Genomic DNA, 20,566 nt, shown 5'->3' with positions numbered 1-20,566 from the left:
ATGACTATTAACTAAGATTTAAGAATGTGCGAAATGCGGCATTTTTTGCAGGGGTTGTTAACATTCTGAATACGGTTGCCGTGTCTTCCGGGAATCGGTGGAACTTGTAGTTACAGCGCTATTACCGTCTGCTACATGAACGACAGCGTCCTGGTCGAAGCCCTGCGCGCCCGTGATGCGGGCGCCCTCGCCGCGCTCTACGACTCCTACGCCGAGGGTGTCTACCGTTACTGCCGGTCCCTGCTGGGTGATTCGGACGGTGCCCAGGTGGCCCTCCGGGACACCCTGATCACCGCCGAGGACCGCGTCCACGTGCTCGCCGACGCCGGGCGGCTGAAGGCGTGGCTGTACGCCCTCGCCCGCGAGCAGTGCCTGCGGCTGCGCGCGGCCGCGGAGGGCCGGGAGGGGGAGGCGGCGACCGAGGAGCTGCCCGTCCCGCGCGGCGGCGACGCCGACCTGGGGGTGGTGGCCTGGAACGCCGTCCGGGGCCTGTCGGAGGAGGACCGCGAGATCCTCGAGCTGGTCGCCCGGCACGGCCTGGACGTCGCCGACGCCGCCGCGGTGATGCGGATCCCGGACCGGGACGCCGAGCGCCTGCTCGAATCCGCCAAGGACCGGTTGCGCGACGCGGTGACCGCGGAGTTCCTCGCCCGCAAGGGGCCCTACGACTGCGTGGAGCGGGCGGAGATCCTGGGCGGGTTCTCCGGTGAGCTCACGCCGGAGACGCGCGAGCGGATGGTCGCCCACGTCAACCGGTGCGACACCTGCACGCCGCACCGGTCCCGGCAGATCTCCGCGGTCAAGGTCTTCGACCTGCTGCCCGGGGTGACCCTGCCGGACACCGTACGCGTGCGGGTGATGAGCTGCTTCACCGACCCCGAGCTCGTCCCCTACCGACGTTACGCCGCCGGGCGGATCGGCGTCCTCGACGCCGCCGGGTTTCCCCCCGCGAGGGCTCGCCGGGACCCTGGCCGGGTTCGTGCGCTGGCCGGTGCGGCGGCTGCGGTCGCGGCTGCGGCCGCAATCGCCATGATCTTCGTCAACTTCGGCGGGGGGCCCGGTGGGGAGCCCTCGGGCATCGCCTCCGGGGTCCTCCCCGCGGCGGGCGGGGCTCCGGGCGTACGCCTGCCGTGGAGCGCCGAGGCCGGAGAGCGCCCGATGGCCCTGGAGTCCGCTCCTCCGGAGCTGGTCGCCCACGCCCTCGGGCCCACGGGGCCGTCAGGCGCCGGGCAGCAGACGGGAACCGGGCAGCAGGCGGGCGCGGCCGGGCCGGAGGCGCTGCCGGGCCGGTTCTTCCCGGGGGTGAGGCCCGACCGCCCCGACCGCCCCGACCGGCCCGGCCCCGTAGGGCCCTCGTGGCGGCCCGCCCCTCCGGCCCCGGACGGCCCGCCGGCGGGGAGGCCGACCGCTCCGGCGCAGCCGCCCCGCGACCACCAGGGAGGACGGCCGGGCCCCAAGCCCTGCCCGACCCCCAAGCCGGCCCCTTCGCCGTCCACCTCCGCACCGAAGCCGCCGTCGACACCGCCGGCGACGTCGGCGACGACACCGCCCGCCCCGGTGACCCCGCCGCCGACCCCGGACACGTCGGCCACGCCGACCGCGTCGGAGACGCCCGCGCAGTCGGCCGCCCCCTCCGGGACGGCGAACCCGTGAGACCGCTCCGGTCCGGAGACGCCCGCGCGGTCGGCCGCCCCCTTCGGGACGGCGAACCCGTGGGACCGGCTCCGGCGCGGCGATGCCCGTCTTCGCGGGTCTCCGTCCCGGACAGGTGAATACAACGTCTTCTCTGTCCTTGCTGATTACCTGGGTTGATTACAGCGCGCCTGTCGTGCTTGTTCGGAGAGTGACGGAGCGTGATCCTGGCTGGCGCCGTACGCCGCGGAGGCGTGCGGCGGTCCAGGAGGGTGATGCATGCAGTCCGTCGAGAAGCGGCGCCGCGGCGCCACCGTGGTGGCCGGTCTGGTCTGCGCCCTGCTCGTGGTGGCGGGCCTCCCGGCCGACGCCGCGCCCGGCAGCCCCGGCCCGTCCGCCGACGAGGTGGCCCGCGCGAGCGCCGAGGCCCGCGAACAGGACAGGCGGCTCGGCACGGCCACGGCCCTGCTTGCCGAGGCCGAGGCCGAACTCGAGGGGCTGACGGCCAGGGCGGAGAAGCTGATCGAGGCCTACAACGGCGAGCTGGTACGGCTGGCCGAGGCGGAGGAGCGCCAGCGGCGGGCGGACGAGCAGGTCCGTGCGGCCGGCGCCCAGGTGGAGGACTCCCGCCGGGCGGTGGCCGCGCTCGCCGCCCAGAGCTACGGCGGGATGGACCCGATGATGGGCCTGATGGCCGACGTGGGCGGCGGTGGCGCGGACGCGGGCTACCTGCAGCGGATGAGCGTCATGGCCCACGTGGGCGGCGGGCAGGCCGCGCGGCTCAGGGAGCTGCGCGACGCCCGGGAGGTGCTCGTCGTCTTCCAGGAGCAGGCGGCGGAGGCCTACGCCGAGCGGCGGGCGGCGGCGGAGCGCGCGGACGCGGCGAAGTCGGCGGCGGAACGCGCGGTGGCCGAGCAGGTCGCGCAGACCCGCCGGCTGGCGGTGGAGCGGGCGGTGCTGGAGCGGCGGGCGGACGCGGCGCGCAGTACCGCCGACCGGCTGGCCAGAGAACGGGCGGAGGCGCTGGAACGGGCCCGGATCGCCCGCGAGCGCGCGGCCCAGGAGCGGGCGCGGCGCGCGGCGCTCCGGCGGGAGCGGGCCCGCAACGGGATCCGCAACGGGGACGGCGGAGGAGGCGGAGGAGACGGTTCCGGCTGGGCGTCCGGCCCGGGCTCCTCGGCCCGGGGCGACATCGCCGCGGACTGGGCGCTCACCCAGCTCGGCAAGCCGTACGTCTGGGCGGCGGACGGGCCGGGCAGCTACGACTGCTCGGGGCTGACCATGCGGGCGTGGGAGCGGGTCGGCGTCCGGCTCGACCACTGGACGGGCACGCAGTGGACCTCGGGCCCGCACGTGCCGCTCGACCGGCTCCGCCGGGGCGACCTGGTGTTCTTCGGCCGGATCACCCGCAATCCGGGCGACATCCACCACGTGGGCATGTACATCGGCGGCGGCATGATGGTCCACGCCCCGCGCACCGGGGACGTCGTGCGGATCGCGCCGATCTGGCGCAGCGACCTCGTCGGCGCGACCCGTCCCACCTGACCCGTGCGGACGCCGGGCTCAGTGCTCCCCGTGCCCGCCGTTCTCGTCGTCCTTGGCGCGCTGGATGGAGCGGACGATCTCCTCCTCGGCCTCCACCCGGCCGACCCAGTTGGCGCCCTCGACGGACTTGCCGGGCTCCAGGTCCTTGTAGACCTCGAAGAAGTGCTGGATCTCCAGGCGGTCGAACTCGGGCACGTGGTGGATGTCGCGGATGTGCTCCATCCGGGGGTCGGTGGCGGGGACGCACAGGACCTTGTCGTCGCCGCCCTTCTCGTCGGTCATCCGGAACATGCCCACCGCGCGGCACTGGATCAGGCAGCCGGGGAAGGTCGGCTCCTGGAGCAGCACCAGGGCGTCCAGGGGGTCGCCGTCCTCGCCGAGCGTGCCCTCGATGAAGCCGTAGTCGGCGGGGTACTGCGTGGAGGTGAAGAGCATCCGGTCCAGCCGCATCCGGCCGGTCTTGTGGTCCACCTCGTACTTGTTCCGTTGTCCCTTGGGAATCTCAACGAGAACGTCGAACTCCACCGCGGTTCCTCCGCTCAAGCCCCCGGGCAGTCCCGGTCGGGCGTTAATGTCTCGTAGGCGTAATTGGTTACTGAGGATCGATGAGAGGCCGGCGACATGATGCGGCGTGATCGGTGGGTGGCGTTGGTCACTCTCGTCATGCTGCAGCTGTTCGCCGTCGCGGCCGGCGCCCACCTGCTCGCCAGCGACGCGCTGGTGGAGAAGGAGGCACGGCCGGTCGCCTCGCCCGAGCCGGTGGCCGTCCCCGTCGTCACCGCGGGTCCGGTCCTGGCCGCGGGCGGGAACGGACCTCTCCCGGCCAAGACTACTTTGGCAGAACGGCTCACCAGGGCGTTGGGGGACCCCGCACTGGGCGAGAACGCGGGAGCCGCGGTGGTCGACGTGCGGAGCGGCGAGACGCTGTTCGCCAGCGCCGGGGACCGGGGCATCACCCCCGCCTCCACCACGAAGATCGTCACGGGGATCGCCGCACTCGCCTCGCTGGGACCGGACGCCAGGCTGAGCACCCGCGTGGTCCGCGGCTCCTCGCCGACCTCGATCATCCTGGTCGGCGGGGGCGACCCGACCCTGACGGCAGGGAAGATCGACCCCTCGGTCTACCCCCGGCCCGCGTCGCTGGCCTCCCTCGCCTCGCGTACGGCCGAGGCACTCAAGGCCGGGGGCGTCACCAAGGTGACCGTGGCCTACGACGACGGCCTCTACACCGGCCGCCGCACCGCCGCCAGCTGGAAGCCCGGCTACCTGCCCGAGGGGCAGGCCGCCCCGGTGACGGCGCTCATGGTCGACGAGGGCAGGGTCGCCCGCGGCAGCAGGCAGCGGGTCTCCGACCCCTCCAGGACCGCGCACGCGGCGTTCGTCTCGCTGCTGGAGAAGCACGGGGTCAAGGCCGCCGACCGGACGGCCAGGCGGGCCAGGGCCGGCGCGGGCGCCGAGGAGATCGCCCGGGTCGACTCCGCGCCCGTCCACGCCCTGGTCGAGCGGGCGCTGACGCTCAGCGACAACGACCTGTCGGAGGCGCTGGCCCGGCAGGTGGCGATCAAGGAGGGTGAGCCCGCCTCGTTCGACGGCGGCGCGGCCGCCGTGCACAAGGTGCTGGCCAGGCTGGGCGCGGCCGAGGGGATCCGGGTGTACGACGGCAGCGGCCTGTCGCCGAAGAACCGCATCGCGCCGGCGGCGCTGGCCCGCCTGCTCGCGCTGGCGGTCTCCCCCGCGAACCCGCGGCTGCACCCGATCGTCAGCGGCATGCCCGTCGCCGGGTTCACCGGGACGCTGGGCCACCGGTTCGGCGAGAGCGACTCCGCCTACGGCCTGGTCCGCGCGAAGACGGGCACCCTCGACGGGGTCAGCACGCTGGCCGGGCTGACCACCACGAAGGGCGGCCGGCTGGTGGCGTTCGCCTTCCTGGCCGACGAGGTCCCGCCCGGCTGGGGCAAGGCCGAGGCGGCCCTCGACCGGCTGGCCGCCACCGTGGCGGCCTCCGCGGCGGACTGAACCGCACGCCCCGGGCAGGCGGACCGGAACCGTACGCCGCGGGCGGGCGGAGTGAACCGCACGCCGCGGGCAGGCGGAGTGAACCGCACGCCGCGGGCAGGCGGGCCGGAACCGTACGTGGCGGGTAATCCGCGCGGTCCGGGAGAGCAGCACGTACGGTGGACGGTATGCAGGTGATCGACTGGGACTTGGCCGTAGCGACCGGAACGCGCCTGGTGCGCCCCGGGCCGCAGGTGAGCCGGGAGGAGGCGCGGGAGGCGGTCGCCGAGCTGCGGCGGCTGTCCCGGGTGGCCGAGGGCCACGTCCGGGAGTTCACCAGGATCGACACCGAGACCGCGCCGCAGCCCGCCACGATCGTCGACCGGCCGGGCTGGATCAAGGCCAACGTCGAGGGCTTCCGGGTGGTGCTGGAGCCGCTGACCGAGCGGATGGCCGCCCGCAAGGGGCAGACCCCGGCGGTCGTGACCGCGGTGGGCTCCCGCATCACCGGCGTCGAGGTCGGCGCGGTGCTGGCCTTCCTCGCCTCGCGGGTCCTGGGGCAGTACGAGCTCTTCCTCCCGCCCGACCCCTCCGGCCGGGCGCCGGTCGGCCGCCTCACCCTGGTCGCGCCCAACATCGTCCACGCCGAGCGCGAGCTGGGCGTCGACCCCGGCGACTTCCGCCTCTGGGTCTGCCTGCACGAGGAGACCCACCGGGTCCAGTTCACCGGCGTCCCCTGGCTGCGGGCGTACGTCCGGGACCAGATGACCGAGTTCCTGCTCGCCTCCGACCTGGACCTCCCCACGCTCCTCGACCGGCTCCGCTCGGCCGCGGACGCGGTCGCCGACGCGGTCCGGGGCGGTGAGGGCAACCTCATCGACGCGATCCAGACGCCCGAGCAGAAGGAGATCCTCGACCGCCTCACCGCGGTGATGACCCTGGTCGAGGGGCACGGCGACTACGTGATGGACGCCGTCGGACCCGGCGTGGTCCCCTCGGTCGCCGACATCCGGGCCAAGTTCCACCACCGCCGCGAGGGCGGCTCCCGCCTCGACCGCACGGTCCGCAAGCTGCTCGGCATCGACCTCAAGATGAAGCAGTACGCCGAGGGCTCCGCCTTCGTCCGCGCCGTCGTCGACCGCGCCGGGATGGACGGCTTCAACAAGGTCTGGACCTCCCCGACCACCCTCCCGAGCCAGGACGAGATCTCCCATCCCGAGCGCTGGATCGCCCGCGTCCTCGACGCCCCCGCCCTCCCCGCCGCCGAGATCACCGACTGATTCGCGAGGGGGCTCCGGCGTCTGGACCGAGGAGCGAAGGAGCCCGCGAGGGGGCTCCGGCGTCTGGACTGAGGAGCGAAGGAGCGCAGCGGATGAGTGACGAGGGAAGACGGCGGTTACCGGCCCCCGAGCCGCGACGCGCAGCGTCGCAATCAGCACAGCGGATGAGCGACGAGGGAAGACGGCGGTTACCGGCCCCCGAGCCGCGACGCGCAGCGTCGCCATGTAACTGATGGGTCCGCATCCCGCCGTCGCCGATGTCCGCCGCGCCGTACGGCTCTCGCTGGCCGATCTGGAGCCCGGCGACCTCGTACTGGCGGCGTGCAGCGGCGGTGCCGACTCGCTGGCGCTGGCCGCCGGGCTCGCGTTCGCCGCGCCCCGGGCGGGGCTGCGGGCCGGGCTGCTGACCGTCGACCACGGGCTGCAGAGCGGTTCGGCGCGGCAGGCGGCCGAGGTGGCGGGGCTCCCGCTCGGCCTCGATCCGGTCGAGGTCCTGACGGTCACGGTGGGGACGTCCGGCGGGCCGGAGAACGCCGCGCGCGAGGCGCGGTACGCGGCGCTGTCGGAGGCGGCCGGGCGGCTCGGGGCGGCGGCCGTGCTGCTCGGGCACACCAGGGACGACCAGGCCGAGACCGTGCTGCTCCGGCTCGCGCGGGGGAGCGGGACGCGTTCGCTGGCGGGGATGCCGGCGCGGACGGGGATCTACCGGCGGCCGCTGCTGGAGCTCGGGCGCGGCACGACCGTCGCGGCCTGCGCGGCGCTCGGGCTCGTCCCCTGGGAGGACCCGCACAACCTCGACGGCCGCTACGCCCGGGTCCGGGTCCGGACGCGGCTCCTCCCGGCGCTGGAGGACGAGCTCGGTCCCGGCGTCGCGGAGGCGCTCGCCCGCACCGCGGGCCTGTGCCGGGACGACGCGGACGCCCTGGACGCGTGGGCGGAGGAGGCCTACGGGCGGGCGGTCGCCGGCGAGCGTGATCCGGCCGCCGGTGAGCGCGACCCGGCTGCCGGTGAGCGTGACCCGGCCGCCGGCGACCGCGGCCCGGCCGCCGGTGATTGCGCTCTCAGCGATATCCCGAAGGGGGTGGCGCTGGCCGTACCGGTGCTGGAGGGGCTGCCGGCGGCGGTCCGGCGGCGGGTGCTGCGGCGGGCCGCGATCACCGCGGGGGCGCCGCCCGGCGCGCTCTCGGCCTGGCACATCCTCCAGGTGGAGCGTCTGGTCACGGCCTGGCGGGGGCAGCGGTCGGTGGGGGTACCCGGGGGGATCGGCGCGGTCCGGCGGTGTGGCACCCTGATATTCGTCGCAGATCCCCCACGAGGGGACGACGGCGACCCGGACAGCAGGCCACTCCCGTAAGGAAGACCCAGGTGGACGCAGCCGACATGGGCAAGGACCTCTCGAAGGTCCTCATCCCCGAGGACGAGCTCCAAGCCAAGATCAAGGAGCTCGCGGCCCGGATCGACGAGGACTACGAGGGCAGGGACCTGCTGATCGTGGGCGTGCTCAAGGGCGCGGTCATGGCGATGGCCGACCTGGCCAGGGCGCTGCACGTGCCGGTGCAGATGGACTGGATGGCCGTGTCGTCCTACGGTGCGGGCACCAAGTCCTCGGGCGTGGTCCGCGTCCTGAAGGACCTGGACACCGACATCGCGGGCCGCCACGTGCTGGTCGTCGAGGACATCATCGACTCCGGCCTCACCCTGTCGTGGCTGATGCAGAACCTCAAGTCGCGCAACCCGGCCTCCGTCGAGATCTGCACGGTGCTGCGCAAGCCCGATGCGATCAAGGTGCCGATTGATGTCCGTTATGTCGGCTTTGATATCCCGAACGAGTTCGTGATCGGCTATGGCCTGGACTATGCGGAGAAATATCGCAATCTACCCTTTATTGGGACTCTTGCGCCGCACGTCTACGGAGCAAGCTGAAAATACGCCGTGGGCGAAGCGCGCTAGCACGAAATCGGCTGGAAAGCCACATTGTTCGGAGCTTCGGGGAACACGGACCCGCCTGACGTACGTTGGTAAGGCAGAGCCGGTGTCGTGCGGGCGGTTACCCCGCGCGCCGCGCCGGTGTACCTTCGGACGACCGAGAGGTGGTTTCACGCCGTCTCTGGGTAGTCAGGGGGAGCGGTTAGGGATACCGCGAACCCCGGGTTCCGCCCGGGGTTGCCAGGCCTTGGTCAGGAAGGGACGGGCCCGCCGGGGTTCCGCATCGGATGGATCTCAAGCGATTTACACGTGGGCCACTGCTGTGGATCCTGGGCATCGTCGTGCTGCTCGTGCTCGTCAGCACGATGTGGAGCGGTGACGGCAACTACACGAAGGCCGACACCTCCCTGCTGATGGAGCAGATCCAGGCGGGGAACGTCAAGAGCGCCCGGGTCGTCGACAAGGAGCAGCGAGCGGAGCTGACGCTCGTCAATCCGGTGAGGGTCGCGGGCAAGGACACGAACCGCATCCAGTCGCCCTGGGTCGACGGCCAGGGGACTCAGATCATGAACCTCCTGGCGGAGAAGAAGAAGGCCGGCAGCGTCAAGCAGGGTTACACCGCTGACGTGCCGCAGGAGAACTTCCTGCTCGGCCTGCTGGTCAGCTTCCTGCCGATCGTCTTCATCGTGCTGCTCTTCCTGTTCATCATGAACCAGATGCAGGGCGGCGGCTCGCGGGTGATGAACTTCGGCAAGTCGAAGGCCAAACTCATCACCAAGGACACCCCTAAGACCACCTTCGCCGACGTCGCGGGCGCCGACGAGGCCATCGAGGAGCTCCAGGAGATCAAGGAGTTCCTCCAGGCCCCGGCCAAGTTCCAGGCGATCGGGGCGAAGATCCCCAAGGGCGTCCTGCTGTACGGCCCGCCCGGCACCGGCAAGACCCTGCTCGCCAGGGCCGTCGCCGGTGAGGCCGGCGTGCCGTTCTACTCGATCTCCGGCTCGGACTTCGTCGAGATGTTCGTCGGCGTCGGCGCCTCCCGCGTCCGCGACCTGTTCGAGCAGGCCAAGGCGAACGCCCCGGCGATCATCTTCATCGACGAGATCGACGCGGTGGGCCGCCACCGCGGCGCCGGTCTCGGCGGCGGTCACGACGAGCGCGAGCAGACGCTGAACCAGCTCCTCGTCGAGATGGACGGCTTCGACGTCAAGGGCGGCGTGATCCTCATCGCCGCGACCAACCGGCCCGACATCCTCGACCCGGCGCTGCTGCGCCCGGGCCGCTTCGACCGCCAGGTCACCGTGGACCGCCCCGACCTGGAGGGCCGCAAGGGCATCCTCAAGGTCCACGGCCGCGGCAAGCCGTTCGCCGAGGGCGTCGACCTCGACATCATCGCCCGCCGGACGCCCGGGTTCACCGGCGCCGACCTGGCGAACGTGATCAACGAGGCCGCGCTGCTCACCGCGCGCGCCGACCAGAAGCTGATCACGATGGAGCTCCTGGAGGAGTCCATCGACCGCGTGATGGCGGGCCCGGAGCGCAAGACCCGCGTCATGTCGGACCAGGAGAAGAAGATCATCGCGTACCACGAGGGCGGTCACGCCCTGGTCGCGCACGCGCTGCCCAACTCCGACCCGGTCCACAAGATCACGATCCTGTCCCGCGGCCGCGCCCTCGGTTACACGATGACGCTGCCGATGGAGGACAAGTTCCTCGCGACCCGCTCGGAGATGATGGACCAGCTCGCGATGCTGCTGGGTGGCCGCACCGCGGAGGAGCTCGTGTTCCACGAGCCCACCACGGGCGCCTCCAACGACATCGAGAAGGCCACCTCCATCGCCCGCCGCATGGTCACCGAGTACGGCATGAGCGAGCAGCTCGGCGCCCGCAAGTTCGGCACCGGCAACGGCGAGGTCTTCCTCGGCCGCGAGATGGGCCACGAGCGCGACTACTCCGAGAAGATCGCCTCCACGATCGACGAGGAGGTGCGCAGGCTGATCGAGTCCGCGCACGACCAGGCCTGGGAGATCCTCGTCGAATACCGCGACGTGCTCGACAACCTGGTGCTGGAGCTGATGGAGAAGGAGACCCTCTCCCGCGAGCAGGTCCTCCAGATCTTCGCCCCGGTCGTGGTCAAGGAGCACCGCCCGTCCTACTCCGGGTACGGCAAGCGGCTGCCCTCCAACCGCCCGCCGATCCTGACCCCGAAGGAGCAGTCCGGCAACGGCGCGCTCCCCGCGGGCGCCGGCCACCCCGACACCGCGGCCAGGGACGGGAACTGAGCGTGGAACCCCCCCTGCCCCTCCAGGTCGACCACGCCCGGATCGAGCGGGCCGTCCGCGAGATCCTGATCGCGATCGGCGAGGATCCCGACCGCGACGGCCTGCTGGAGACCCCGGCCCGGGTGGCCCGCGCCTACGCGGAGCAGTTCGCCGGGCTGGGCCAGACCCCGGAGGACGTGCTGACCAAGGTCTTCGACGTCGACCACGACGAGATGATCCTGGTGCGCGACATCGAGGTCTACTCGACCTGCGAGCACCACCTGGTCCCGTTCCACGGCGTCGCCCACGTGGGCTACATCCCGAACGACAAGGGCCAGGTGACCGGCCTGTCCAAGCTCGCCCGCCTCGTCGACGTCTACGCCCGGCGCCCCCAGGTGCAGGAGCGGATGACCTCGCAGATCGCCGACGCGCTCATGCGCGTGCTGGAGCCCCGCGGGGTCATCGTGGTGATCGAGTGCGAGCATCTCTGCATGACCATGCGGGGCGTGCGCAAGCCCGGCGCCAAGACCACCACCTCGGCGGTCCGGGGGAGCTTCCGCGACAGCGAGAAGACCCGGGCCGAGGCGATGGCCCTGATCCTCCGCTGATCGGGTGGGTCTGCTGATTCGTTATCGGAGAGGTGGACCCACGCCCCGGCCGGGCGTGCGCGAGCACCTAGGCTTGGCCGCATGACCACACCGCACGGGACAGCACCACCGGACCCGCGGGAAGGCGGCGGTCACCGGCCCCCCGGCGGCGACGCGCGGCGCCGTGCCCTCCCGGGACTGCCGGACGAGGGGCGCTGCCTGGTGATGGGCGTGGTCAACGTGACCCCCGACTCCTTCTCCGACGGCGGCCGCTGGTTCGACCGGTCGGCCGCCGTCCGGCACGGCCTGGAGCTCGTCGAGCAGGGCGCCGACATCGTGGACGTGGGCGGTGAGTCCACCCGTCCCGGGGCGGCGCGGGTGTCGCTGGAGGAGGAGCTGGCGCGGGTCGAGCCGGTCATCCGGGAGCTGAGCCGCCAGGGCGTCACGGTCAGCGTCGACACCATGCGGGCGGAGGTCGCCAGGGCCGCCGTGGACGCGGGCGCGAGGCTGGTCAACGACGTCAGCGGAGGCCTGGCCGACCCCGAGATGCCGAGGGTCGTGGCGGCCTCCGGCGTGGCCTACGTGGTCATGCACTGGCGGGGCCACAGCCACACGATGCAGAGCCGGGCCGTCTACGGCGACGTGGTGACCGAGGTCTGCGACGAGCTCGCCAAGCGGGTGGCCTCCGTGCTGGCCGAGGGGGTCGCGGAGGAGCAGATCGTCCTGGACCCGGGGCTCGGCTTCTCCAAGAACCCGGAGCACAACTGGGCGCTGGTCGCCGCGACGGAGCGGCTCGCCGGCCTGGGCCGCCCGCTGCTGATCGGGGCCTCCCGCAAGCGCTTCCTGGGCCGCCTGCTGGCCGGGCCGGACGGCGCCCCGCGCCCCTTCGGGGACAGCGACGCCGCCACGCTCGCCGTCACCGCCCTCGCCGCGCGGGCGGGAGCATGGTGTGTGCGGGTGCACGACGTACGCCCGAACGCGGACGCCGTCCGCGTGGTCGCAGCAGTCGAGGGAGCGAGAGCATGAGCGTCGACACCGCCGCCATCGAGGCGGTCAACCAGGCGTTCTACACCGCGATCGAGAACGCCGACCTCGACCGGATGACCGAGATCTGGGCCGAGGAGACCGGCGCCGAGCAGGTGGGCTGCGTGCACCCGGGATGGCCGATCGTGACCGGCCGGGCCGAGGTGCTGCGCTCCTGGGCGCTCATCATGGCCAACACCCCCTACATCCAGTTCGTGCTGACGGACGTGAACGTCATGGTCCACGGCGACGTCGCCGTGCTCACCTGCGAGGAGAACATCCTCACCGCGGGCGACGAAGGTGATTCCAGTTTCGCCGCGGGCAAGGTGGTGGCGAGCAACACCTTCGTCAAGACGCCGGAGGGGTGGCGGCTCTGGCTGCACCACGGTTCACCGGTGCTGCAGACCGAGGACGACGAGGACGGGGAAGAGGGCGTGTCGTGACCGGAGCCGCAGACGGGGCCGTGGCCGGGGACCGGATCAGCCTGCGGGGCCTGCGGGCCCGGGGGCGGCACGGGGTGCTGCCGGCGGAGCGGGAGCTCGGCCAGGAGTTCGTCCTCGACGTCACCCTCTTCCTGGACACCTCGCCCGCCGCGGCGGCGGACGACCTCACCAAGACCGTGCACTACGGCGAGCTCGCCGAGGACCTGGTGAAGGTCGTGGAGGGCGAGCCCGTCGACCTGATCGAGACCCTCGCCCAGCGGCTGGCCGACGTGTGCCTGGCCCGCGAACGGGTCACCGCGGCGGAGGTGAGCGTGCACAAGCCCGCCGCCCCGATCCCGCTCCCGTTCGACGACGTGGTCGTGACGATCACCCGGAGCCGGGCATGAGGGCCGTGCTGGCGCTCGGCGGCAACCTCGGCGACCGGCTCGCCACGCTGCAGGGCGGGCTCGACGCGCTCGCCGCCACGCCGGGCCTCGACCTCGTCGCCGTCTCCCCGGTCTACGAGACCGACCCGGTCGGCGGCCCCGAGCAGGGCCCGTACCTCAACGCCGTCGCGGTCGCCGAGACCTCGCTCACGCCCCGGGAGCTCCTCGCCCGCGCGCAGGAGACGGAGAACGCCTTCGGCCGGGTGCGGACCGAGCGCTGGGGGGCGCGCACCCTGGACGTCGACCTGATCAGCGTGGGCGAGGTCGTCTCCGGCGACCCGGAGCTCACCCTGCCCCATCCCCGTGCGCACGAGCGCGCGTTCGTGCTGGTCCCGTGGTTGCAGGCCGACCCCGACGCGACGATCGGCGGCACGCCGGTCGCCGAGCTGCTGGCCGGGCTCGACAAGACCGGGGTACGGCTCCGCGCCGACCTGACCCTGCGGGGGCCCGCGTGACGCCGAGCCGTCCCGGCGTGCTCGCCGGGCTCACCGTCGTCTTCGCGATCCTGACCTGGGCGCTGCTCCAGCGGGTCTACCAGTTCATCCCGGCCGTGCCCTGGACGGCGATCCCGACGGTCCTGCTGCTCGCGCTCGGCGAGGCCCACACCGGCTGGATGACCAGGGCCAGGATCCGCCGCAAGCCGGGCACCAAGCCGGTCGAGCCGCTGGCCGTGGCCCGCCTCGTCGCCCTCGCGAAGGCCTCGGCGTACGGCGGCGCCGTCTTCGCGGGCGTCTTCGCCGGGTTCGCGTTCTACGCGGCCGGACTGCTCGACCAGGACACGCCGCGCCGAGACTTCTTCATCGCGGGCGGCTCGTTCCTCGGCTGCGTGGCGCTGGTCTGCGCCGCGCTCTACCTGGAGCACTGCTGCCGGGTGCCGGAGGACCCCGACGCCGCCCCCGACCGCCGGGGATGATCCGGGGGTGCGCCGGACGCCCGGCCGCTATTTGTCGACGTCCCCGACCACGAAGAACATCGAGCCGAGGATCGCCACCATGTCGGCCACCAGGTGACCGGGGAGCATCTCGCGCAGCACCTGGACGTTGTTGAAGGAGGCCGAGCGGAGCTTCAGCCGCCACGGGGTCTTCTCGCCGCGTGAGACCAGGTAGTAGCCGTTGATGCCGAGAGGGTTCTCCGTCCAGGCGTAGGTGTGGCCCTCGGGCACCTTGAGCACCTTGGGCAGGCGCTGGTTGACCGGTCCGGGGGGCAGCTCGCGGAGCCGCTCCAGGCAGGCGTCGGCCAGGTCCAGGGAGACCTTGACCTGCTCCAGCAGCACCTCGAACCGGGCGTGGCAGTCGCCGGCCGAGCGGGTGACGACCTTCACCGGCAGCTCGCCGTAGGCCAGGTAGGGGTCGTCGCGCCGCAGGTCGACGTCCACCCCGGAGGCGCGGGCGATCGGACCGCTCACGCCGTACTGCATGATCTGCTCCCGGGAGAGCACGCCGACGCCGCGCGTGCGGGCCGTGAAGATCTCGTTCCCCACGACCAGGTCCTCGATGTCGGGCAGCCGCCGCCGCACGTCCTCGACCGCCCCGGAGGCGCGGCCGAGCCAGCCCTCGGGGATCTCCTCCTTCAGCCCGCCCACCCGGTTGAACATGTAGTGCATGCGCCCGCCGGAGATCTCCTCCATCACGGCCTGGAGCGTCTCGCGCTCCCGGAACGCGTAGAAGACCGGGGTGATCGCGCCGAGCTCCAGCGGGTAGGAGCCGAGGAACATCAGGTGGCTGAGGACCCGGTTGAGCTCGGCCATCAGGGTCCTGGCCCAGACGGCCCTGACCGGGACCTCCATGCCCAGCATGCGCTCCACGGCCAGGACCACGCCCAGCTCGTTGGCGAAGGCGGAGAGCCAGTCGTGCCGGTTGGCCAGCATGATGATCTGCCGGTAGTCCCTGACCTCGAACAGTTTCTCCGCGCCGCGGTGCATGTAGCCCACGATCGGCTCGGCCGCGCTGATCCGCTCGCCGTCCAGCGTGAGCCGCAGGCGCAGCACCCCGTGCGTGGACGGGTGCTGCGGGCCGATGTTGAGGACCATGTCCTCGGTCGCGAGCTCCTTGCCGCCACCGGCGCCGACACCGGCACCGCCACCGACCCCGGCGGCTCCGGCCCCGATTCCCACGACCCGTTCCGTCATAGGGGCCATGCTGCCACGTCAGCCGCGGGAGACAAGCTCCCGGAGGGCGCCGACGAGGCGGTCGACGTGCTCGGCGGTGGTGCCGATGCCGATCGAGGCGCGCACCGCCGAGGCGGCGGTGGCCCCGTCGTCGGCGCAGCCGCCGCTGTTCTCGATGCCGCCCAGCAGGTGGCGGACGAACGGGTGGGCGCAGAACTTCCCGTCCCGCACGCCGATGCCGTACTCGTTGGAGAGCGCCTCGGCGACCTCGCGGGCGGTGCGGCCGTCCACCACGAAGGAGACGATGCCGACCCGGGGGTGGTCCGGGCCCCACAGGGAGAGCTCGTGCACGCCCTCGATCCCGGCGAGCCCCGCGCGCAGGCGGGCGAGCAGCCGCTCCTCCTCACGCATCAGCGCGGTCCAGCCGGTGGCGGTGAGGGCGTCGCAGGCGGCGGCCAGGGCGACGGCGCCCAGCACGTTGGGGGTGCCCGCCTCGTGCCGGGCCTCGGGGTCGTCGTGCCACTCGACCTCCGCCGTGCCCGTGCCCGTTCCCGCCGTGCCCGTTCCCGCCGTGCCCGTTCCCGCCGTGCCCGTGCCCGTGGTCGCTGCGCCCGTCGTGTCCGCGGTCGTCGGACCCGCGGTCGTCGGACCCGCGGTCGTCGGGCCCGCGGTGCCCGCGCCGCCGTGCACGGCCCGCACCGCCCCGCCGCCCCGCAGGTACGGCGGAGCCTCCGCGAGCCAGTCGGGGCGGCCGACGAGCACGCCCGTGCCGAAGGGCGCGTAGAGCTTGTGGCCGGAGAAGACCACGTAGTCCAGGTCGAGCGCGGTCAGGTTGAGCGGGCGGTGCGGGACGAGTTGGGCGGCGTCGACGAGGATGCGGGCGCCGTGACGGTGGGCGATGTGCGCCAGGGCGGCGATCGGCCAGAGCTCGCCGGTGACGTTGGAGGCGGCGGTCACCACGAGCAGCTTCGGGCCGTCGCGGTCCGCCAGGGCCGCCAGCGCCTCGTCGGCCGCGCGGACGGCCTCGCCGGGGAAGGCGGGGGGCGCGAGCCGTACGGCGCCGGCCCAGGGCAGCAGCGAGGCGTGGTGCTCGGTGTCGAAGACCACGACGGTGGTCCCCTCGGGCAGGGCGCGGGCCAGCAGGTTGGTGGCGTCCGTGGTGTTGCGGGTGAAGACCACCGCGTCACCGGGGCGGGCGCCGACGAAGGCGCGGACCGTGTGCCGGGCCTGCTCGTAGCGGGCCGTGGTGAGCTGGGAGGCGTAGCCGGCGCCCCGGTGGACGCTGGAGTAGGCCGGGAGCGCGGCGGCGACCGCGGCGCTCACCGGCTCCAGACACGGCGCGCTGGCGGCGTAGTCGAGGTTGGCGTAGGGGACCAGTCTGCCGCCCCGGACGGGGACCTCCAGGTCGGCGCCGAGCACCGCGGGGATCGGCCGCCCCCCCGGAGCCGCCGGGACCGCCTGCCCGGGGAGCGGGGCCGCCGGAGCCGCGGCCGGGGCGGCGGCGGTCCGGTCGGCGGGCACGGGGCGGGCTCCGGCGGAGGCTCCGGTGCCGGTACCGGTACCGGTACCGGTGCCGGCGGGGGCGGGGGTGAAGATTCCGAGGACGGACACGCCAGGACTCCTTCGAGGTCATCGGACCCCAAGCCCTCGGGTGGCGTTGGTGCGTGGAGCCCGCGCTTGCCCGGCACACCTCGTGCCGGACCAGGTCCTCACCCGGGGCACCCCGCCGCGGACGCGAGGGTTGCCGGCCAGCGAGCCGGGGCTTGTCACTGGCACTCATGACCTACAGGCGAACTATAACCATCACCGGGCGCGGTTCCGCAAGTCGGCCGTCCCACCGGCCGGTCGCTCCGCGGCCCGCCGGGTTCTGCGACCTGCCGGGTTCTGCGACCTGCCGGGCTCCGTGACCTGCCGGGCTCCGTGACCTGCCCGGCTCGGCGACTCGTCCGGCGCCGGGATCATCCCGGCGATCGTGGGCAGGAACTACCGGCGTCCGCCGATCGTCTACGCGGCGTGACCCCACGGAACGGCACGACCCCGCGAAGGAGACGGCGATGGACTGGGTGACCGACCCGCAGATCTGGATAGGGTTCCTCACCCTCGTCGGCCTGGAGATCGTCCTCGGCATCGACAACATCATCTTCATCTCGATCCTGGCGGGCAAGCTCCCGCCCGAGCAGCGGGACCGGGCCCGCAAGCTGGGCCTGCTCGCCGCGCTGCTCAGCCGCCTGGCGCTGCTGCTGGCGCTGTCGTGGGTCATCCGGCTCACCCAGCCGCTCTTCGAGGTCCTCGGGCAGGAGATCTCGGGCCGGGACCTGATCCTGATCCTGGGCGGACTGTTCCTGATCGGCAAGAGCGTCTTCGAGGTCCACGACAACCTGGAGGGCAAGTCCGGCCACGCCGGGGGCAGGGTGGCCGCCTCCTTCGGCGCGGTGATCCTCCAGATCATGATCCTGGACATCGTCTTCTCGCTCGACTCGGTGATCACCGCGGTCGGCATGGTGGACGAGATCGGCGTGATGGTCGCGGCCGTCGTCGTCTCGGTCCTGGTGATGCTGTTCGCCTCCGGGCCGATCAGCCGCTTCGTGGACAGGCACCCGAGCATCAAGATGCTCGCCTTGTCCTTCCTGATCCTGATCGGCGTCGTGCTCCTGGCCGAGGGCTTCGAGCAGCACATCCCCAAGGGCTACGTCTACTTCGCGATGGCCTTCTCGCTGCTGGTGGAACTGCTCAACATCCGCGTGCGGAGCAAGGCCGGGGCCGAGGAGCCGGTCGAGCTGCACCACCGCTACGAGGAGGGCGGGACGGACAGGCCCACCGGCGCCTGACCGGGATACCGCTGCGAAGAGGACGGGACGGACAGGCCCACCGGGGCCTGACTGGGATTACGATGCCGATGTGAAGTTTGATCCTTGGAGTCCGGAATTCGTCGCCCACCCGTACGACGTCTACGCCGAGCTGCGGCGGGAGCGGCCGGTCGGCTTCTTCGAACCGACCGGCCAGTGGCTGGTCGCCCGGCACGCCGACGTCAACGCGCTGCTCCGCGACCGCAGGCTCGGCAGGTCCTACCTGCACGTGGCCACCCACGCGGAGTTCGGCAGGCCCGACGACCCCGGCTTCCAGGACCCGTTCTGGCGGGTGATCCGGGCCGGGATGCTCGACGTCGAGCCGCCGGTGCACACGCGGCTGCGGCGGCTGGTGTCCAAGGCGTTCACCCCGCGCATGGTCGAGGCCCTGCGCCCCAAGGTCGCCGAGCTCGCCACCGGGCTCGTCGACCGGTTCGCCGAGAGCGGCGGGGGCGACCTCATCGCCGAGGTGGCCGAGCCGCTCCCGGTGACCGTGATCGCCGAGATGCTCGGCGTGCCCGAGGCCGACCGGCACCTGCTCCGGCCCTGGTCCGCCGACATCTGCGGGATGTACGAGCTCAACCCCTCGATCGAGGCCCAGCGCACCGCCGTGCGCGCCGCCTCGGAGTTCTCCGACTACCTCGTGGGGCTGGCCCGCCACCGGCGGGAGCATCCCGGCGACGACCTGATCAGCGCGCTGGCGCAGGTCGCCGACGGGGGCGACGCGCTCACCGAGGAAGAACTGGTCGGCACCTGCGTCCTGCTGCTCAACGCCGGGCACGAGGCGACGGTCAACGTCACCGGCAACGGCTGGTGGTCCCTCTTCCGCAACCCCGCCGAACTGGAGCGGCTCCGCGCCGACCACGGCCTGCTGCCGACCGCGATCGAGGAGCTGATGCGGTGGGACACCCCGCTGCAGATGTTCGAGCGCTGGGTGCTGGAGGACATCACCGTCGGCGGGGTGGACATCCCGCGCGGCAGCGAGGTGGCCCTGCTGTTCGGCTCGGCCAACCGCGACCCCGAGGTGTTCGACGACCCCGACCGCCTGGACGTCGGCCGGGCGGACAACCCGCACATCTCCTTCGGCGCCGGCATCCACTTCTGCCTGGGCGCGCCGCTGGCCCGGATCGAGCTCGCCGAGTCGTTCGGCGCCCTGTTGCGCCGGGCCCCGGCGATGGAGCTCGCCGCCGAGCCCGTCTGGGGCCCCGGCTACGTCATCCGCGGCCTGGAGTCCCTCCAGGTCCGCGTCTGAACCCGGGTCCCGGCCGAACGGCGTCCGCATCCGGGACGCGTCCGAGGCCGTGTCCGAGGCGCGCACGGCCGCGGACACCGGCTCCGCGGGTCCCGGCTCTGCGGGCCCCGGTCCGGCCGTGAGGCGGCCGGACGGGCCGGGCGCTCAGCGGCGCTCCTGGACGAGCCAGCCGAAGCCGCCCAGCCCGCCGGGGTCGAGCAGCTCCGCCTCCTCCGATGCCCGCACCAGGGCGCGGAGATAGCCGTGCGGATCGGTGCGGGCGAGGTCGGCCGGGGGCCGGGTCCCGGTTAGGCCGAGGGCGCGCAGGGCCTCGCGCTGCGTGGTCAGCGCGGCGGTGGCGGCCCCGGCCCGCTCCCCGGCCGCCGCGCAGGCGTCCAGGGCGACGTGCGCGGTGATGTCGCAGGATCCGTCGGGCACGGGCGGGACGGCCGCGCCGTCGCGGTAGCCCGCCAGCGTGCCGTACGGCGGGCGGCCGCCCGAGGCGTGCGCGTAGTCGACGGCAATGGCACGCCCCTGCGCCAGCCGTGCGACGACCCGCGCCCAGGCGTCGTCACGGGGCGCGCCGATCTCCGCCCGCTCGCCCGCCGCCCGCATCGGCCACCAGCGGTCCAGCCAGGCCAGGTCGGCCGCCGCGGGCCGGTCGCCGAGCCGCTCCTCGCCGGTCGAGGGATCGACCAGCACCAGCCGCGGCCCGTCCGGGGTCTGCTCGGCGACGTCCACCGGCACGTTGTCCAGCCACTCGTTGGCGATCGCCAGGCCGCGGATCCGGTCCGGCGGGACGGGCGACCAGACGATCTCCACGGGCAGGCCGGGCGGCCGGGGGGCCAGGTCCACCGCGGTCGGCCGGAGCCTGGCCCGCAGGTCCGCCGGGGCGAGCGCCGCGACCCGCGCGGCCAGGGTGCCCTCGCCGGCACCGAGGTCCACCAGATCGACCTCGGGCGGCCGCCCGAGCGCGTCGTCCACCGCCAGGAGCTCGCGCAGCACGGCCTCGGCGAACACGGCGGAGGCGCCGACCGAGGTCCGGAAGTGCCGGGAAGGGCGCTCGCGCAGGTAGAAGCCGTTCTCGCCGTAGAGCGCCCACTCGGTCGCGACACGCCAGCTGAGCCACATGATCGGAGACGCTACCCGGCTCTCCGAGGGATTCGCATGGGACGGAGATGACACGCCGGGTGAACGGGTTACCGCTCCCTGTAATCACTTTGCGTTAACGTTGCTCACGCCGGTGGCGATCGGTGCCCGGCCCG

At 73.2% G+C, this 20,566-nt stretch carries 19 protein-coding genes and 1 riboswitch; of the genes, 15 read left to right on the top strand and 4 right to left on the bottom strand.

What is annotated here, in order from left to right; translation table 11 throughout:
- Nucleotides 1-135 precede the first annotated feature (135 nt).
- A complete protein-coding gene (locus tag HS048_RS03340) occupies nucleotides 136-1,653 on the top strand; it encodes a sigma-70 family RNA polymerase sigma factor (RefSeq protein WP_196466120.1) in 1,518 nt (505 codons plus the stop codon).
- Between the two features lie 258 nt (nucleotides 1,654-1,911).
- Complete coding sequence (locus tag HS048_RS03335; RefSeq protein ID WP_230880708.1) at nucleotides 1,912-3,177, top strand: C40 family peptidase; 1,266 nt, start codon at nucleotides 1,912-1,914, stop codon at nucleotides 3,175-3,177.
- Nucleotides 3,178-3,195: 18 nt separating this feature from the next.
- On the opposite strand, the gene HS048_RS03330 is transcribed toward HS048_RS03335, so the two are convergent.
- Complete coding sequence (locus HS048_RS03330; RefSeq protein ID WP_068902481.1) at nucleotides 3,196-3,702, bottom strand: inorganic diphosphatase; 507 nt, start codon at nucleotides 3,700-3,702, stop codon at nucleotides 3,196-3,198.
- Nucleotides 3,703-3,819: 117 nt separating this feature from the next.
- Here HS048_RS03330 and dacB point away from each other — a divergent pair, with 117 nt between their 5' ends.
- The 11 genes from dacB to HS048_RS03275 all read left to right on the top strand — a co-directional run bounded on the left by dacB (nucleotide 3,820) and on the right by HS048_RS03275 (nucleotide 14,030).
- Entirely contained in the window at nucleotides 3,820-5,193 is a 1,374-nt protein-coding gene (dacB, locus tag HS048_RS03325) for a D-alanyl-D-alanine carboxypeptidase/D-alanyl-D-alanine-endopeptidase (protein WP_307832352.1), read from the top strand.
- A 167-nt stretch (nucleotides 5,194-5,360) separates the two neighbouring features.
- Complete coding sequence (locus tag HS048_RS03320) at nucleotides 5,361-6,452, top strand: zinc-dependent metalloprotease (RefSeq protein ID WP_196466119.1); 1,092 nt, start codon at nucleotides 5,361-5,363, stop codon at nucleotides 6,450-6,452.
- 229 nt (nucleotides 6,453-6,681) lie between these two features.
- Complete coding sequence (gene tilS, locus HS048_RS03315) at nucleotides 6,682-7,806, top strand: tRNA lysidine(34) synthetase TilS (protein ID WP_196467765.1); 1,125 nt, start codon at nucleotides 6,682-6,684, stop codon at nucleotides 7,804-7,806.
- 11 nt (nucleotides 7,807-7,817) lie between these two features.
- Nucleotides 7,818-8,375: a hypoxanthine phosphoribosyltransferase gene (gene hpt / locus HS048_RS03310; RefSeq protein ID WP_068902488.1), complete on the top strand. Its 558-nt coding sequence runs from the start codon at nucleotides 7,818-7,820 to the stop codon at nucleotides 8,373-8,375.
- Between the two features lie 290 nt (nucleotides 8,376-8,665).
- Nucleotides 8,666-10,660, top strand: coding sequence for an ATP-dependent zinc metalloprotease FtsH (gene ftsH / locus HS048_RS03305; RefSeq protein WP_196466118.1), 1,995 nt, complete (start codon nucleotides 8,666-8,668; stop codon nucleotides 10,658-10,660).
- Entirely contained in the window at nucleotides 10,657-11,247 is a 591-nt protein-coding gene (gene folE, locus HS048_RS03300; protein WP_191898259.1) for a GTP cyclohydrolase I FolE, read from the top strand. The genes ftsH and folE overlap by 4 nt, the downstream gene beginning before the upstream one ends.
- Nucleotides 11,248-11,451: 204 nt before the next feature.
- The gene (gene folP, locus HS048_RS03295) at nucleotides 11,452-12,252 is read left to right on the top strand and encodes a dihydropteroate synthase (RefSeq protein ID WP_068902494.1); all 801 of its coding nucleotides are present in this window, start codon (nucleotides 11,452-11,454) and stop codon (nucleotides 12,250-12,252) included.
- The gene (locus HS048_RS03290) at nucleotides 12,249-12,692 is read left to right on the top strand and encodes a nuclear transport factor 2 family protein (protein ID WP_068902496.1); all 444 of its coding nucleotides are present in this window, start codon (nucleotides 12,249-12,251) and stop codon (nucleotides 12,690-12,692) included. The genes folP and HS048_RS03290 overlap by 4 nt, the downstream gene beginning before the upstream one ends.
- Nucleotides 12,689-13,078, top strand: coding sequence for a dihydroneopterin aldolase (folB, locus tag HS048_RS03285; RefSeq protein WP_374058750.1), 390 nt, complete (start codon nucleotides 12,689-12,691; stop codon nucleotides 13,076-13,078). The genes HS048_RS03290 and folB overlap by 4 nt, the downstream gene beginning before the upstream one ends.
- Nucleotides 13,075-13,572, top strand: coding sequence for a 2-amino-4-hydroxy-6-hydroxymethyldihydropteridine diphosphokinase (folK, locus tag HS048_RS03280; protein ID WP_068902498.1), 498 nt, complete (start codon nucleotides 13,075-13,077; stop codon nucleotides 13,570-13,572). Before folB ends, folK begins: the two co-directional genes overlap by 4 nt.
- A complete protein-coding gene (locus tag HS048_RS03275) occupies nucleotides 13,569-14,030 on the top strand; it encodes a DUF3180 domain-containing protein (protein WP_068902499.1) in 462 nt (153 codons plus the stop codon). Before folK ends, HS048_RS03275 begins: the two co-directional genes overlap by 4 nt.
- A gap of 27 nt (nucleotides 14,031-14,057) precedes the next feature.
- Here the strand turns inward: HS048_RS03275 and HS048_RS03270 are convergent, their stop codons facing one another.
- A complete protein-coding gene (locus tag HS048_RS03270; RefSeq protein WP_196466117.1) occupies nucleotides 14,058-15,245 on the bottom strand; it encodes an NADH-quinone oxidoreductase subunit D in 1,188 nt (395 codons plus the stop codon).
- A gap of 18 nt (nucleotides 15,246-15,263) precedes the next feature.
- Nucleotides 15,264-16,745: an aminotransferase class V-fold PLP-dependent enzyme gene (locus HS048_RS36730; protein WP_374058773.1), complete on the bottom strand. Its 1,482-nt coding sequence runs from the start codon at nucleotides 16,743-16,745 to the stop codon at nucleotides 15,264-15,266.
- 147 nt (nucleotides 16,746-16,892) lie between these two features.
- Nucleotides 16,893-17,008: riboswitch (SAM riboswitch) on the bottom strand.
- A 270-nt stretch (nucleotides 17,009-17,278) separates the two neighbouring features.
- On the opposite strand from HS048_RS36730, the gene HS048_RS03255 reads away from it, so the two are divergent.
- The gene (locus HS048_RS03255) at nucleotides 17,279-18,052 is read left to right on the top strand and encodes a TerC family protein (protein WP_196466116.1); all 774 of its coding nucleotides are present in this window, start codon (nucleotides 17,279-17,281) and stop codon (nucleotides 18,050-18,052) included.
- A gap of 70 nt (nucleotides 18,053-18,122) precedes the next feature.
- The gene (locus HS048_RS03250; RefSeq protein ID WP_196466115.1) at nucleotides 18,123-19,322 is read left to right on the top strand and encodes a cytochrome P450; all 1,200 of its coding nucleotides are present in this window, start codon (nucleotides 18,123-18,125) and stop codon (nucleotides 19,320-19,322) included.
- 144 nt (nucleotides 19,323-19,466) lie between these two features.
- On the opposite strand, the gene HS048_RS03245 is transcribed toward HS048_RS03250, so the two are convergent.
- Entirely contained in the window at nucleotides 19,467-20,432 is a 966-nt protein-coding gene (locus HS048_RS03245; RefSeq protein WP_196466114.1) for an SAM-dependent methyltransferase, read from the bottom strand.
- Nucleotides 20,433-20,566: the final 134 nt, after the last annotated feature.

Origin of the sequence: Planomonospora sp. ID91781, assembly GCF_015711595.1 — a bacterium.
In the GTDB taxonomy this organism is placed as follows: Bacteria; Actinomycetota; Actinomycetes; order Streptosporangiales; family Streptosporangiaceae; genus Planomonospora; species Planomonospora parontospora.
The sequence above is the reverse complement of the archived record's forward strand: the minus strand, read 5'-3'. Positions and strand labels throughout refer to the sequence as shown.

Coding starts and splice junctions, on each gene's coding strand:
- HS048_RS03340 (WP_196466120.1), top strand. CDS start 136: ATGAACGACAGCGTCCTGGTCGAAGCCCTGCGCGCCCGTGATGCGGGC.
- HS048_RS03335 (WP_230880708.1), top strand. CDS start 1,912: ATGCAGTCCGTCGAGAAGCGGCGCCGCGGCGCCACCGTGGTGGCCGGT.
- HS048_RS03320 (WP_196466119.1), top strand. CDS start 5,361: ATGCAGGTGATCGACTGGGACTTGGCCGTAGCGACCGGAACGCGCCTG.
- ftsH (WP_196466118.1), top strand. CDS start 8,666: ATGGATCTCAAGCGATTTACACGTGGGCCACTGCTGTGGATCCTGGGC.
- folP (WP_068902494.1), top strand. CDS start 11,452: ATGGGCGTGGTCAACGTGACCCCCGACTCCTTCTCCGACGGCGGCCGC.
- HS048_RS03290 (WP_068902496.1), top strand. CDS start 12,249: ATGAGCGTCGACACCGCCGCCATCGAGGCGGTCAACCAGGCGTTCTAC.
- folK (WP_068902498.1), top strand. CDS start 13,075: ATGAGGGCCGTGCTGGCGCTCGGCGGCAACCTCGGCGACCGGCTCGCC.
- HS048_RS03270 (WP_196466117.1), bottom strand. CDS start 15,245: ATGACGGAACGGGTCGTGGGAATCGGGGCCGGAGCCGCCGGGGTCGGT.
- HS048_RS03255 (WP_196466116.1), top strand. CDS start 17,279: ATGGACTGGGTGACCGACCCGCAGATCTGGATAGGGTTCCTCACCCTC.
- HS048_RS03245 (WP_196466114.1), bottom strand. CDS start 20,432: ATGTGGCTCAGCTGGCGTGTCGCGACCGAGTGGGCGCTCTACGGCGAG.